This is a genomic window from Arthrobacter sp. BGA-UO-ETr-C19 (assembly GCF_059568005.1).
This window is the reverse complement of record NZ_JCAQPC010000024.1, coordinates 309,240-323,710: the sequence shown is the minus strand read 5'-3', so window position 1 is coordinate 323,710 and position 14,471 is coordinate 309,240. Positions and strand designations below refer to the sequence as shown.

Annotated in this window: 9 protein-coding genes; 1 reads left to right on the top strand and 8 read right to left on the bottom strand. The window is 64.5% G+C overall.

Annotated elements, in window-relative coordinates; translation table 11 throughout:
• Positions 1–150 precede the first annotated feature (150 nt).
• Both AC57BR_RS20410 and AC57BR_RS20405 read right to left on the bottom strand, forming a co-directional pair.
• Positions 151–2,355: a S8 family serine peptidase gene (locus AC57BR_RS20410; protein WP_496363901.1), complete on the bottom strand. Its 2,205-nt coding sequence runs from the start codon at positions 2,353–2,355 to the stop codon at positions 151–153.
• Between the two features lie 435 nt (positions 2,356–2,790).
• On the bottom strand, positions 2,791–3,909 hold the full coding sequence (locus AC57BR_RS20405; protein WP_496365193.1) for an acyltransferase family protein: 1,119 nt from the start codon (positions 3,907–3,909) through the stop codon (positions 2,791–2,793).
• An 812-nt stretch (positions 3,910–4,721) separates the two neighbouring features.
• On the opposite strand from AC57BR_RS20405, the gene AC57BR_RS20400 reads away from it, so the two are divergent.
• A complete protein-coding gene (locus AC57BR_RS20400) occupies positions 4,722–6,392 on the top strand; it encodes a right-handed parallel beta-helix repeat-containing protein (RefSeq protein ID WP_496363899.1) in 1,671 nt (556 codons plus the stop codon).
• A 197-nt stretch (positions 6,393–6,589) separates the two neighbouring features.
• Here AC57BR_RS20400 and AC57BR_RS20395 read toward each other — a convergent pair whose 3' ends face one another.
• The 6 genes from AC57BR_RS20395 to pdhA all read right to left on the bottom strand — a co-directional run bounded on the left by AC57BR_RS20395 (position 6,590) and on the right by pdhA (position 14,352).
• Complete coding sequence (locus tag AC57BR_RS20395) at positions 6,590–7,831, bottom strand: MinD/ParA family ATP-binding protein (RefSeq protein WP_496363897.1); 1,242 nt, start codon at positions 7,829–7,831, stop codon at positions 6,590–6,592.
• A gap of 818 nt (positions 7,832–8,649) precedes the next feature.
• Complete coding sequence (locus AC57BR_RS20390; protein WP_496363895.1) at positions 8,650–8,913, bottom strand: hypothetical protein; 264 nt, start codon at positions 8,911–8,913, stop codon at positions 8,650–8,652.
• A 311-nt stretch (positions 8,914–9,224) separates the two neighbouring features.
• Positions 9,225–10,040: an MBL fold metallo-hydrolase gene (locus tag AC57BR_RS20385; RefSeq protein WP_496363893.1), complete on the bottom strand. Its 816-nt coding sequence runs from the start codon at positions 10,038–10,040 to the stop codon at positions 9,225–9,227.
• Between the two features lie 370 nt (positions 10,041–10,410).
• Positions 10,411–11,976: a dihydrolipoamide acetyltransferase family protein gene (locus AC57BR_RS20380; RefSeq protein ID WP_496363891.1), complete on the bottom strand. Its 1,566-nt coding sequence runs from the start codon at positions 11,974–11,976 to the stop codon at positions 10,411–10,413.
• A gap of 4 nt (positions 11,977–11,980) precedes the next feature.
• Positions 11,981–13,099, bottom strand: a complete 1,119-nt coding sequence (locus AC57BR_RS20375) for an alpha-ketoacid dehydrogenase subunit beta (RefSeq protein ID WP_496363889.1) — start codon at positions 13,097–13,099, stop codon at positions 11,981–11,983.
• On the bottom strand, positions 13,096–14,352 hold the full coding sequence (gene pdhA, locus AC57BR_RS20370) for a pyruvate dehydrogenase (acetyl-transferring) E1 component subunit alpha (RefSeq protein WP_496363887.1): 1,257 nt from the start codon (positions 14,350–14,352) through the stop codon (positions 13,096–13,098). The genes AC57BR_RS20375 and pdhA overlap by 4 nt, the downstream gene beginning before the upstream one ends.
• Between the last annotated feature and the right edge of the window lie 119 nt (positions 14,353–14,471).

Genomic DNA, 14,471 nt, shown 5'->3' with positions numbered 1-14,471 from the left:
AAGGCGCTACCGCCACATGGGCGGCAGCTGCCTAAACGATGCGGCCGTCAATGCTCCCGGTCCGTTCAGCTCCGCCCCTTGCGGCCACAACTGTTCGTTCGCGCTGGACGGCGGGGCTTAAATGTACGTTCGTGCTGTGTGGAGGGTGGGTTATCCCCAGCCGGATCCTGCAGCCGTCCGGCCGGAGAATCCGCCCAGTCCGTTGCCGTTGTAGAGCCAGAGGGAGCCGTTGGTGTCCACGGCCAGGACGTCGGCCCTGGCGTCGCCGCTGTAGTCGCCGCGGCCGGTGATGGTGGTCATGGAGTTCCAGCCGGTGCCCACCTGGACCTTGGCGCCAAAGCCGCCCCGTCCGTTGCCGGAGTAGCGCAACAGGACGCCGGCGGCGTCGCGCGCCAGCAGGTCCGCCTTGTGGTCGCCGGTCAGGTCACCGGGACCGACGACGGCGGTCATGCCGTTCCAGCCCGAGCCGGCCTTGGTCCGGGCGAGCCAGCCGCCGCGGCCGTTGCCGGGGTACAGCCAGAGGGCGCCGGTGGTGTCGCGGGCCAGGACGTCCGCTTTCCCGTCGCCGTTGAAGTCGCCGGGGCCCACCAGCGCCGTGAACGCGTTCCAGCCCGAGCCCACCTTCACGCGGGCCAGCCAGCCGCCGTTGCCGTTGCCGGGGTACAGCCAGAGGGCGCCGGTGGTGTCCCGGGCCAGGACGTCCACGCGCCGGTCGCCGTTGAAGTCGCCGGGGGCCACGAGGGAGGTGAAGCCGTTCCAGCCGGAGCCCACCTGCCTGCGCGCCAGCCAGCCGCCGCGGCCGTTGCCCGGGTACAGCCACAGGAACCCGGAGTTCTCCCGGGCCAGGACATCGGCCTTGCCGTCACCGTTGAAGTCGCCCCCGGCCAGGACAGTGTTGAAGTGCAGCACCGCGCTGGCGGCGTCCAGCCGGCCGGCGCCGCAGCCCCGCGGGCAGCCGCCGGTCATGGGACGCGCGGTGCGCTTGAGGCGCGCTTCGACGGCAGCCGGTGTCGCCGTCGGGCCCATCTGGGCCATGAGCAGCGCAGCCGCGCCGGACACGTGCGGTGCGGCGGCGGACGTTCCTTCGGCGTGAGCGTAGTCCTCCGTGCCAACGGTCTGGGGACCGAAGTTATGGGTGGAGATGATGCCGTTCGTGAGGCCGCTGCGCGGATCATCGGCGGAGGTGGGCGTCATGTCGCCGCCGGGGGCGGTGATGTCGACGGCGGATCCGAAGTTGGAGTACGGCGCCAGGGCGCCGGTGCGGCCGCTGGCCGCGACGGCGATGACGTTCCGGCAGTTGGCCGGGCTGGACGTGGAGGCCTGGGCCTGCTCGTTGCCGGCCGCCGCCACCACAACCGAGCCCCTGGCGACCGCGGTATCGATGGCGGTCTGGAACGTCTGCGAGCAGGCCTCCGTGCCGCCAAGGCTCAGGTTGATCACGCGGGCGCGGTTCGGGTTGGCCGGTACTCCCGACACGGGGGCACCGGAGGCCCAGACGATGGCGTCGGCGATGTCCGACAGTTGCCCGCCGCAGGGCCCCAGCACACGGACGGGCAGGATCTTGGCCTTCGGCGCGACGCCGGCGATGCCTTCGCGGTTGTTGTTGGCGACGGCAGCGATAATGCCGGCAACGTACGTGCCGTGCCAGGAGGAAGCCACTTCGGGGGAGCCTGCGGTGCACTGTCCGGCGCTGGACCAGTCGCCCTCGTCCGTCGCGTCGGAGTCGCGGCCGTCGCCGTCGCGGGCGTCGGCGCGGTCGGCGATCATGTCGTAACCGGGGAGCATGTTCGCGTCCAGGTCAACGTGGTTGGTCTTGCCGGTGTCGATGACGGCCACCACCTGGCCGGCGCCCTGGGTGACGTCCCAGGCGCGGGTGGCGCGAATGCCGCCGGTTTGAGCGGACAGGTTCCACTGGAACGGGAAGAACTGGTCGTTCGGGTCCGCGAACTTGGCCTGCAGCTTCACGTCCGGCTCGGCGTAGGCCACGGCGGGGTCGGCGCGCAGCGAGGCGAGCATCTTCTCGGCGTCGCCGTCGCCCAGTTCTTTGCTGGTGCGCACCACGCGGGCTCCGCCGGCGGTGGTGCGCAGGTCCTGTGCGGTGGCGCCGAGCTTGGCGGCCGCGCGGCTGAAGGACTGCGCGCGGAGCGCGGTGCCGGCCCGGGCCTGGTCCTTGAACTTCACGATGAACTGGTCAGTGGGCGGGGTGGCCACCGACGGCCGGAGCGGGACGGACGGCAGGTGGGGGTCGCCGTCGGCCGCTGAAACGACCGGTGAGATGAGGGCCGATGCCACCAGGCCGGCGATGCCGGCGGAGGTGATGGCAGCAGAGAAACGTGTCCGGCGCGTAAGAGACATCGAGACCATCCTGTGCCGCGCCGTTCGGCCACTGGTGCCGGGACGCAGTTATGAGGCGCGGCCCCCGGCCGCGTTAAGAGTCCTAGCCCGGGTGCGCCCGGGCACGGTGCCTGGTGACTGCGTCCGCGCGGAAAACGACCTGCGTCGTCCATTCGCCACCAGGGCGTTCCCGCGGAGACCGGAACCACAACCACGGACTGGGTAGCCACGTAACCAGCTGGCTAGGGCGGAAGCGTGGGCGAACATGCGTTCTCCATGAGAAAACGCTAGTTGCCACACCTTGGGGATACCTTGACCACCTATCCCCCGCGTGGGAGGCCCGGATCCATGCAGCGGCAAGAATGTCGTCCGTTGGTTTCCTGCGGAACCCGATCGCCTTTGGAGTCTTCCGGACACCGCCGTACATCCCCTGCGGTAGCACCTCAGGAGGAACGGTCACCCTCGTGCCGATGCCCCAGCAGGTATTCGCCCGGCCGTCTGTTCGGTGAAGGTGGGCGTCTCCTCAGACTGGGGAGTGTCCGCCACGGGCCCGCCACGCGAGCTCCTGTTCCGCAGCCGGGCCTCAATGGGACGCTCGAATAAGGTGTAGGCGGCGCCGGCAAGCGGGATGGAGACGGCAATTCCGACGGCGGCGAACACGGCCCGCTGGGCAAGGCTCTCCGGGCCGAGTTCCAGTGCTGTGCGCAGAACGAGTTCGTGGACCAGGTAGAGGGCGAAGGACCATTCGCCCAGTTTCACCATGGCCGGGGCGCTGGCGAAGGTGGGTCGGCCTCCGCAGCGGTCACGGTCCGCGTAGGCCGAGATCAGGAGGGCGAAGCCCGGGATGCAGAGGGCGCCCGCCAGCGGCCCGGCGGTGTGCCAGGGTGCAATGCCGTCCACGACTTCGAGGATGAGGAAGGAGCCGATGGCTGCGGCCGCTCCGACACCGACGCCGAACCGGGGCTTCCAGCCTTTCCGCATGGCGATGGCCAGGCACACCCCCACAATGAACTCCGCGATCCGGAACGCGGGGAACGTGTAGAACAGGGCTCCCCAGTCGAAGCCGGGGACGAGCGCGAGCAGGACAGAGATGAGAGACACCGCGGCAACGAAGACCGTGGCGCTGATGCGGAAGAGCATCGCCGGTTCGAGGCGTGAAAGCCGTACCGCCAGGAACGGGAACAGCGCGTAGAAGAACGCTTCGCAGGAGAGCGACCAGGACACCCCGTTGTAGGCGTAGACCCAGTGCTGGTCGCCGAGCCAGCCCTGGACGAGGAGAAGGGAAGCCAGGAGCTGGGGAAGGGACTGGTCACCTTGGGTGGCGAAAACAAGGACGACGGCGGCCAGTGCAGTGAGGGCGTGCAGCGGCCAGATCCGGGCGAACCGGCGCCAGTAGAACTGACCTTTGGTCGTGCTGGGATTCATGGACCAGGCGAGCACGAACCCGGACAGCAGGAAGAAAAACGTCACGCCGGTCTGCCCCATGGACACGAGCGGGTACATCTCGGGCACCAGCGTCACGGACGCGTGGTACAGGACCACGAGTATGGCGGCAATGAACCGCAGTCCTGTCAGCGAATCCAGGCGGGTGCGTGAAATGGTTTTTCCTCCTTGGGTGACGGCAATGAACCCTCTAGTCTACCCAAGGACAAGGGAATTATCACAAAAAGGTAACGGGCTACGCCGCGAACGTCCCCGCCTCGTACAAGAATCACGGCCGGTCCGCTCGGAAGCGGCCTTCGCCAACATGAATAGGCATCCGACTCAGCCGCTACGGTGACGGGCAGCTCAGCCGCGCCATGGACGTCGCGGTCAGAACCAGTCGCCTCACGGACCCTTCCACCACGCGTGCCTGCATCGAACGGCCCCTCGCTGAAGGAAAGAGCCCAAGTGAGATCCGCTGCTGCCTCATACGCTTCATCACCAGGCAGATTTTTCGCCAAACTCCAGACCCTCAAGGCTTGACGCCAGCAGAAGTGTTGTCGTCTAGCCTGTGAGCGGAATGGGAATTGACAGCCTGTGCAGGATGGACGGCAGTGCTACGAACGGTTCGGTGCAGCGAGTCGGTCATTATGGAATTAGCCGGCACAAACCACAACATGGGGTAGGCCCCTAAACTTCCGGTGACTCATTCCACCTAGGTAGCACGCGTGCCAAGCGGGTACCGCTGCTCATTAAAACGCGTAACTTCCACGGTGGTGTACGCCTACGGGGGGAAATAGCTTCTAGCTATGGTTAGCGAGATTGGCAAGAAGGACCTGTCGGCGTCCCTGAATGACCCAGGCGTAAAGCGCCGTGGACTTCTCAGATTGGGAGCTCTAATTACCGCATCTACGGGCGCTTCGGCAGTCTCAGCTATCGGTGCCGCTAGCGCCCAAGCCGCCCCAGTGGAAACCGCATCTAACAAATACGTTCCCCTTGCGGAAAAGGGCGCCCCTTCGGGCGTGGCGGCTTTGGACGTGGACGCGAAGATCCCGCCTGCCCAGATTCCTGACCTCTCGGCCATTTATGCCCGCCGCCGCGAGTTCTACCCGGAGGAGTACGGGGCGGACCGCACAGGCGCTAACGACTCCCGACTCGCCATCCAGCGGGCCATGGACGCGGCACGCGACTTCGGCGGCGGCCACGTGATCCTCGACGGCGTGTACCGCATTGACGCCTCTCTCCTGCCCCGTGACAACGTCACCCTCCAGGGGCGCGGTTGGGGCCGGTCGATCATTAGGCCCCCCGCGTCCTGGGCCACCAGCTCGTCGCTGATCCAGGCAGGCGGGTCGACCGCTGATCCCATAGAGAACTTTTTCGTCCGGGATATCAAGTTCGACCTCTCCGATGTACCGGCCACCAAAGAGGTAAAGGCCCTGTTTGTCACGTACATGCGGAACCTTCGCTTCGAAAACAACTGGGTGCTGAACTCCACTGCCACGGGGATCGGCGCTGACTTCCTCGACCACTCCATCATCCGGGGCAACCGCGTCGAGGGCTGTGGCCGATTCGCTGAAGGCGACGAAGAGAACAAGCTCGGCTGCTCGGGCATCGGGATCGGCACCGGAGCGTGGGGCTCCGAGGCGACCCTCGTTGAGGGCAACTTCGTCATCAACCCTGTTCGGTACGGCATCTTCGTGGAGTTCCAAGGCGGCATCAGCAGCTTCTTTACCTCCGGGGTCAAAATCGTCAATAACCACATCACCGGGGCTCACCGCGGGATCGGCTCGGATGGGGTAGCGTGGATGCACGTCACCGGCAACAGCGTAGAGTCCTGCCAGCAGGACGGCATCAGCATCAGGCCGGGCAATGCTGGCGGCAAGTCCTACGGCGACTTGGTCGCCCACAATACCGTTATAGGCGCTGGCAGATACGGCATGCTGATCGAGATGACGCAAGCCGGCAACGGCTCCCCGGCGGACTCCGGCAAGTTCATGATTGTGAACAACCGGTTCATCAATAACGCCGGAGTCGGCGTCAAAATCATCGCGCCCTCAGCCCTGTCTGGTGTCCAGTTCAACGGCAACCGAATCAGCGGCAACGGCTCTATCGGCCTGGACCTAACCTCGGGCGGGTTCACCGAATCAGACATCTTCGCCAACAGGATTACCAACAACACCGGAATTGGTGTCCGGCTCCTCGGCAACATGTCTAAGGTCCGAATCAAAGACAACCGCTCCGGCGATACCCGGACCAGTGGCAAGACGCAGACGCATGGCATCGAGTTCGCCAGCACCTTCACCTTCACGGACTTCGAGGTTACCGGCAACGACGTGACGGGCAACTCCGTGGCTGGCTTGTCTGTACAAGGGACCCTGACGACGTGCAACGTTAGGAACAACACCGGCTATGGCCCGGACGCTGTGGATGCCCTGAACATCACCGCATCGCCAATCATTCACACCGTGGGCGCACGACCGGAGAAGTTCTGGGCCATCGGCGGAACCTGGACTAACATCCAGATCAACGGGCAAACAGTGCTTACGGGGCCGGGAGGCTTCGACGCCGAATCCAACGACGTCATCACATTCACGTACACAGCCGCCCCGACCGCCATCAAGCGGCGCAAGCTCTAAACAGATGCGCGGACTGAGCGAGGTTCAGACGTGCGCGGACTTCGAACCGCTCCTTGAGACTGAGAAACGGCTTCTCAACCAAGTAGCAGCCAGGCATGGCGAGTAAAACCGCGAAGGCCAATTAGAGCAACTTCTCCATAGCTGTCAACGAACGTGCAACAACGCCGGAAGTTGTCTTCCGTTCAAATCTCGCGCGCCTACCGGTAGCCGTCAACGATCGCCGCAGCGATCTCCTTGTACGCCCGTCGTGTCTCGGGCTTCAGGTGGTCGAGCGTCACAAGGTCACCGTCTGCCACTCCTCTGTCATGCGGCACCGCGATGAGCTGGCGGCACATGCCGGCCAGGTGCTCCTCAATCGCATCCTTGTCTACTCGGTTGGACACCTCGTCCTTATCCGTGATCACCACGATCGCGTTGCGGGCCAGGTCCTCATAGCCGTGGCCAGCCAGCCATTGCAGGGTACTGCGGGCGCGCTTGGCACCGCTCACCGCGTAGCCTGCGGCGATGATCAGGTTGTCCGCCGACTGCAGGATACCGCTCATCGCGTTGTGCGTAACGCCCGTGCCGCAGTCCGTTAGTGCTACGGAGTAGTAGCTTGAGATGAGCTTGCGGATCCGCAGGTACTCCTCCGCAGTGAGCGAGTCTGACACCTCGGGGTCCTGCTCGCCGGCGATAAGGTGCAAGCGTCCGGAGTGGTGCATGTAGCGGGACAGCTCCGTGAGCGAGTCGACTGCGTCGATGTTCCTGAGCAGGTCCGTAATGGTCCGCGGCGTCGCCTTTTGGTAGATGCCCTCACCCAGGGCGCGCTCCACGAGGTCGCCCGAGTCCGGGTTGGCATCGATGGCGCAGGGCGGGTCGCCGCGGAACTCTGCCAGGGTGAGGCCGACGCCCACAGTGGTGGAGGTCTTGCCGATGCCGCCCTTGAGGCTGAGCACGGCCGTGTTGAAACTGCCCTGCAGCTGGCGCGAGATCCGGCGGGCCAGTTCGTCCTCCTCGCGTTCCAGCGCGCTCGGGCCGAGGTTCCAGGCGCCGCCGGTGGCCCGGTACAGGAAGCCACGGAAGCCCTTCTTCGGGCGCGGCTTCTGTTCGCGGACGAACGACGTCGGCAGTGCGGTGGCGTCCGCTGTCGGCGCCTCAGGCTCCGGGAGGCTTTCCGGAACGCGCGACGGCGATGCTCCCACAGGCTGGCGGACCGGCGCCGGCGGGGTGACCGGAGCGGGCGGCGCGTCGGACAGAGCGTCGGCGGCAGCGGCCGCTTCCGCCCAGGAGGAGCTGCGGAGGGCACGGGGCGGTGCAGTGGGCTCGGGTGTCACGGCGGGAAAGGTTCCTGTCCAGGCGTCGGAGCCGTCGGCATTGCGACGGCGGAAGCGGCGGCGGAGCCCGGGCTGCGCCTCGTCGGTATCGGCCTCGGCTAATCGGTTATCCGCTGGTTCAGGCATGGTTCAGTCCCCCGGGACTCGCAGCGGCGTCCCGCTGCGGTGGTCGATTTGCTTGGTTCAAGCAACCATTCTAGGTGCTGGCAAATGTCTGAACGGTCAGCGCCCTTGCCAACAAACCTCAAGGCGCCCGATGCGGCGTACGTCAACGGTGCGCCAGGGCCGCTGCGACGACGCCGATGGTGGCCACCAGGAGGACGGCCAGCGCCGCGTAGCTCCACCATTTGGGCCTGCTGCGGTGCGGGTTGATGTCGATGTACGGCACTCTAATTCACGCGTCCCGGAGCAGCGTTAGGAACGGGAACGGCGGCAGGCACAGCAGCCCGCCGCTTATGCCGGAGCATCCAGTAGAGCCCGGCGAACGGGACCAGCAGGCTGCCCAACAGGCCAGACAGTGCGAAAACAAAATCAGTGACAGCCACGGTTGAGACCTCCGTAAGCGGCAGCTCCTTTGACGCCACCAGAGCGACCATGCTCTGGATACGGCAAAGGGGCTGGGAATGGACCCCCATTATTTGGATCGATCGCCAGCCTACTTAGCGGTCTAGGGCGCTGTCCAACTGGACACGCCCTGAAAGAATTTGGCAGTACTCATTTACGCCGCGCGCTCTGTTCCTTATCGACGGAGAGCCATCACCACCACCACCGCAGTCGCCAAGGCCAACGCGGCTAGCCAAAGCTTCTGTCCCGGCGACCCGCACGGCGGCGCCGAGTTCCTCCATAAGTCCCCACGCCCAAGATGCTATGCAGGTGATCTCAAGGAAAGCTCAGCCATTCCTCAAGTTTTGCTCAAGTTCCCGTACAAGTATGTGGGGAGGACGCTAGATTCCGCCGTCGGGAGTAGTGGTGGCATTGGGAGCAGGCGACCTGCGCCGCAGTCGCTGCGGATGCTGGTCGTACCCGGCATGGGGCGCGGGAAGTGGCGGCAGCGGCTCCACGGGCAGGCCTGCCACTGCCGACCTGGCCTGCCCCTGCATCGGGGGCAGGTCCTTCTTATCAAGCCTGGACAATTCGGGCAGCGGATCATCGCAGACGATGTTCTGCTCAATGAAACGCTGGATAGCCGCACTGATTCCGGTCTTCATACACCAAACCTAAGGAGCTCCGCAGCCCGCAAGTAGCGTAGCCGCTACCTGTCTTTTCGGTCATGAGGTACGCGGAGCAAATGGAGTACTCAGTTTCGGTTTAAGCCCGTGCCAGTAGTGCTGATACTTGGATTGCCGTCAGACATCCGTTCCTGCTGGCGACGGCCCGGTGATCGTGTCGCCCGGGCCGCCCCAGCTGCGGAATCGACAAAACGCCCAAAAGTAGAGGCGCGTACGGCCGGGCTGCGGGGCAAATTTCGAGACGGAAAAACAGGCCGGTTTCGCACCGGCACCACTAAAGCATGTGACGGTCAGGGCTGCGGACGCGTCTCCTGCAACCTCTTGATGAACCAGCGAGACTGCTCCGGTCCGTACGGCAACACCGGGATTGCCTTGGTGGCGTCTGCAGGCGTGTCACGGATCGACTGTCGGGCTTGCCGGACGGCCGTCGTCATGGTGTCAGCCATGGTTTTGACGAACCGGTCGCTGCAGGGCTCCCCATGTCCGGGGACCAGGAATTCGTAGCGGTGGCGGAGCGCCGAGAGGTGCCGAAGGGCGTCTGCCCACTCCTCCGGGTAGGAGTCCTCGAAGGAGGGATGCGCGCCCTGTTCCACGACGTCACCGGCGAACAGGGTCGAGGTAGTTCCCACCAAGAGGTCACCGTCCGTGTGCCCGCGGCCCAAATAGAAGAGGGTGACGGTCTCCCCGCCAAGATCAACGAGCACGGGCTGGTCGCGGACAATCGCGTTGGGAACGACCAGTTCCACGTTCTCACCCTCGCCGGCGGCCATCTCGGGTTCGAGGTCCGTGACTTCGCTGCGCTGGGCGTCACCGTTGTCGCTGATCTCCTCGGCACAGTTTTCATGCGCCCAGAACTCCTCGACGCCAGCCTCGGCGAACACGGCATTGCCGAAGAAGTGGTCGTAGTGCGCGTGGGTGTTGACCACGACAAGGGGAAGACTCGTCTTCTCGCGGACGGCGTGCAGGATTTCCTGGCCCTGCCGAGGCCCGCTTCCAGTATCAATCACCATGGCACGTTCGGTCCCTACAATAAGGCCGGTGTTGAGCTTGCAACCTTCAGTCACCAGCACGTAGTTGTCCGTGCCGACGTCGAGCCATCGTGACATTTCTTCTCCGTACATCTGGGGAGCATCTGCGGTCTTCAGGCCTCGATTCTATCCATCTGGCTGGGGAAGATCAGGCAATTGCTTTGCCGCCCCCGCCATCGTCTCTAGCCCGCCAGCCTAAATTTACTTATTGGAAATGCCTTGCTGGGTATGATCTGCACATGGGGACTAAACAGCACAGGAACTATTGCGAGACTTGCAACGCGATCACCAACCACGTCACGTCGTACAGCGACGACGGCGGCGGCCGTCTGGTGGCCTCGGTGCGTTGCAGTGATCATTCGGACACCACCCTGTAAAACGCATCGACCTTGACGGCCGGACGAGATCACGACGGCGAACGTCTGCGACGGGATACAGGGGATCCGGCCTACAAGTCGGCCAGCAATGAAGTTGGGGATTCGATTGCGTCGGCCACGTAGCGCAGGAAGCCAGCGGCTGTTCCGCCATCACAGACACGGTGGTCGAACGTCAAGGTCAGCTCCGTGGCTTTGCGGACGGCGAGTTCACCGTCGACCACCCACGGCTTGTCGACGATCCGGCCAACTCCCAGAATCGCCACCTCAGGGTAGTTGATGATTGCTGCTGAACCGTCCACTCCGAAGACGCCGTAGTTGTTCAGCGTGAAGGTCCCGCTGCCGAGGTCAGCTGGCGTCGCCTTGCCGTCTCGTGCGATGGCGGTCAACCGCTTGATCTCTGTGTCCAGTTGCTTTGCACTCAGCTTGTCCGCATTGCGTATGGATGGGACCACTAATCCTCGATTCGTTTGCGCTGCGAAGCCGAGGTTGACCCCGTCGAACGCCATAATCTCCTGGGACCCGCCGCATGAAGTGTCTTCGGTGTTGAGAAAGCGCGTGTTCAAGGCTGGGTATTTCTTCAAGCCTGCCGTGACGAAGCGGGCAATGAACGCGAGCAGGCCGGGCGTGTTGTGAATCTCGGTCTTCTTGAGGTTCGCGCGAAGCTCAATTAGCGCCGTTGCGTCGACGTCTACCCAGACCGTGGCCTCAGGAATTTCGGACCGGCTGCGTGTCATGTTGGAGGCCACGGCCTTGCGTACGCCGCGGACAGGAGTGCGACTAGTGATGCCGAGGCCGGTGCGGGGATCGATGGTGTACCTGGATTCGACAGCCGGCGGGTGTCCGGCTTCGAAAGCCTTGGTTTCGGCAGGCTCAACCAGCGGCGCTTCAGCAGGCTCGGTTTCGGCAGGCTCAACCACCGGAACTTGGATGGCGGCTTCGACGTCGCGACGCATGATCAGCCCACTCTCCCCCGAGCCGTGCACATGTCCGAGATCGACGCCGTGCTCTTTGGCCATCCGTCGCACGAGTGGTGAAATGACGGCACCTAGTTTCCCGGGCACGCGAGTGCGCTGGAGAAGTAGATCATCTGCTGAGGTGGTCAGCTTAGCTTCGGTGCCTTTGGTTTCGACAGGCTCAACCAGCGGCGTAGAAGTTTCGACATGCTCAACCAACGAGTGCGCACGACGGGGACGGGTTCGGCGGACCGTTGCAGTCCCTCCCTGCGTTCCATAGCCAATGAGGAGGTTGCCGGAGCCTGCTTTTTCTTCGGTGCGGTATGTTTCCGCTGCCGCTGATTCCTTGGTTTCAACGGGCTCGGTTTCGACAGGCTCAACCAGCCGCGCCGTGGTTTCGACAGGCTCAACCAACGGCGTCCCGGTTTCGACAGGCTCGACCGACGGGGTCACCGAGATTAGGGGCTTGCCTACGTCCAGGGTCTGGCCTGGTTCCCCGTGCAGTTCGGCTACGGTACCGGCATAGGGGGACGGAACTTCCACTACGGACTTCGCCGTCTCGACTTCGGCGATGGGCTGGTCCACGCGGACCTCGTCACCCACGGACACGAGCCAGTTCACGAGTTCGGCTTCGGTGAGGCCTTCGCCCAGGTCGGGGAGAAGGAATACTTTGGTTTCGCTCATCTGATCAGTCTTCCCACTGGAGGTCATCAACGGCGTCGAGGATGCGGTCCACGCCGGGCAGGTAGTAGTGCTCGAGTTTGGGCGCCGGGTAGGGCACATCGAAGCCGGTGACGCGGCGGATCGGTGCCGCCAAGTGGTGGAAGCAGCGTTCCTGGACCCGCGCCACGATCTCCGACGACACCGACGCGAACCCGTGCGCCTCGGCGATCACCACGGCTCGACCGGTCTTCCGGACGGAGGCGGCGACGGTTTCGTCGTCGAACGGAACAATGGTTCGGATGTCGATGACCTCCAGCGAGCGGCCTTCCTCGGCGGCCGCGGCTGCGGCTGCCAGTGCGGTGGGAACGGAAGGCCCGTAGGCGATCAGTGTTGCGTCCGTGCCGGAGCGGGCGACGGCGGCGCGACCCTCCGTCGACGTCCCGCGGTCTGCCTTCGCTTCATAGTCCGCACGGAGCCTTTCCAGGTCAACCAGGTCCTTGGACCAGTAGAGCTTCTTTGGCTCCATGAACATCACGGGGTCATCCAAGTCGATGGCCTCGCGGAGCATGAGGTAGGCGTCGGCCACGTTGGCCGGCGTGTAGACCTTCAGCCCGGCGGTGTGGGCGTAATAGGACTCGGAGGAGTCGCAGTGGTGCTCAACTCCCCCGATGCCGCCGGCATAGGGAACACGGATGACCATGGGCAGTTTCACCCGGCCCTTGGTACGGTTGTGCATCTTGGCGACGTGGCTGGCAATCTGCTCGAACGCAGGGTAAGCGAATGCGTCGAACTGCATCTCGACGACCGGCCGCATGCCGTTGATTGCCATCCCGACTGCCATGCCGACGATGCCCGACTCGGCCAGGGGCGTATCGAAGCAGCGCTGCTCACCGAACGACTTCATCAGTCCATCGGTGATGCGGAAGACCCCGCCCAGCATGCCGACGTCCTCGCCGAACACCAGGACAGACTCGTCTGCTTGCATCGCGTGCGCCATGGCCGTGTTCAGTGCCTTGGCCATGGTGACCTGCTGCGGCCCTGCCGCTTCGGCTGTGGCCGCGGCCGCAGCTGCAGCTGCTGCCCGGGCCGTGGCGGAGCTGACGTTGCCGTTCGCCTCGGACGAAGTGGTTATAGTGGGGCTCATTCGGGGGCCTCCGTAGTGGATGAAGCGCCGCTGGCGTCGCGGGCGAGTTCGTCGGCGAGCAGGGCCGACTGTTCCTTTAGTTGCGGTGTCGGCGTGGAAAAGACGTACCTGAACAGATCTTGGGGATCGACGGGCACGTCTTCGCCCAGGCCGTTACGGAGTTGCGTCGCAACCGACTCTGCCTTTTCCGCGATGCGGGCTTCGCCGTCGTCGTCCAGCAGTCCCTTATCGGTGAGGTACGTCCTCATCCGCGTGAGTGGGTCCCTGGCCATCCACTGGGCCACTTCGCTGTCCTGCCGGTAGCGGGTGGCATCGTCGGCGTTAGTGTGGGCCTGCATGCGGTAAGTGTGCGCCTCCACCAAGAGCGGGCCAGAGCCCTCGCGGGCGAGCTTGACCGCACGATCCAAGACGGCGAGGAGCGCGACGACGTCGTTGCCGTCCACCCGTTCGCCGGCCATGCCGTAACCGACTGCCTTGTGCGCAAGCGAAGGAGCGACGGACTGGTGGGCCAGCGGCACGGAGATGGCGTACTGGTTGTTCTGTACGAAGAAGATCACCGGGAGGTGGAAGACGGCGGCGAAGTTCAGGGCTTCATGGAAGTCGCCTTCGCTGGTGGCGCCGTCACCGCACATGGCCAGGACCACGGTGTCCTCGCCGCGGAGCTTGGCGGCATGGGCGACGCCGACCGCATGGAGTAGCTGGGTGGTGAGTGGCGTGCATTGGATGCCGACCTTGTGTTTCAGCGCGTCGTAGCCGCCGTGCCAGTCGCCGCGGAAGATGGTCATGGCCTCGACGGGGTCCACTCCGCGAGCCATGACAGCCACGGCGTCGCGGTAGGTGGGGAACATCCAATCGCCGGCTGCGAGGCACAGGGCAGCTGCCACCTGGCAGGCCTCCTGGCCGTGGCTGGACGGGTAGACGGCCATGCGGCCCTGCCGGACCAGCGAGGAGTTCTGGTCATTGACCCGCCGGCCGATAACGAGCTGTTCGTAGGCAGTGAGGAGTTCGTCGTTACCGGGCAGCGGATACTCGTGGCCCGGTTCGGCGCCCTGTTCGGAATGGTGCTTGAGGTTGCCGTCCTGGTCCACCATCTGGATCTGATGGCGGGCCGGCAGCATGTAGTCCTCAGCGGTGATGCCGAACTTGCGCACGGCCTCCGCGGCTGCGCCGGGCAGGTGCACGTCTTCGGCCTGCTCAGGTTCGGTCGGAGCCTGCGCCGTATCGGGGGCAGTGTGGTCTGCGGAGATCGTCATTGGTCCGTCCTTCTATAGCCACTATTCATTTTCAGTATCGTCCCGGAGGATGTTTCGTATCCAGTATCAGCGCAAATCGTAGACAAGTACCACGAGGTATCCGTATTCTGAAAGACAAA

Excerpts from the sequence above, each read along its gene's own strand:
- AC57BR_RS20380 (WP_496363891.1), bottom strand. The coding sequence starts at position 11,976 with ATGAGCGAAACCAAAGTATTCCTTCTCCCCGACCTGGGCGAAGGCCTC.
- AC57BR_RS20390 (WP_496363895.1), bottom strand. The coding sequence starts at position 8,913 with ATGAAGACCGGAATCAGTGCGGCTATCCAGCGTTTCATTGAGCAGAAC.
- AC57BR_RS20385 (WP_496363893.1), bottom strand. The coding sequence starts at position 10,040 with ATGTCACGATGGCTCGACGTCGGCACGGACAACTACGTGCTGGTGACT.
- AC57BR_RS20395 (WP_496363897.1), bottom strand. The coding sequence starts at position 7,831 with ATGCCTGAACCAGCGGATAACCGATTAGCCGAGGCCGATACCGACGAG.
- AC57BR_RS20410 (WP_496363901.1), bottom strand. The coding sequence starts at position 2,355 with ATGTCTCTTACGCGCCGGACACGTTTCTCTGCTGCCATCACCTCCGCC.
- pdhA (WP_496363887.1), bottom strand. The coding sequence starts at position 14,352 with ATGACGATCTCCGCAGACCACACTGCCCCCGATACGGCGCAGGCTCCG.
- AC57BR_RS20375 (WP_496363889.1), bottom strand. The coding sequence starts at position 13,099 with ATGAGCCCCACTATAACCACTTCGTCCGAGGCGAACGGCAACGTCAGC.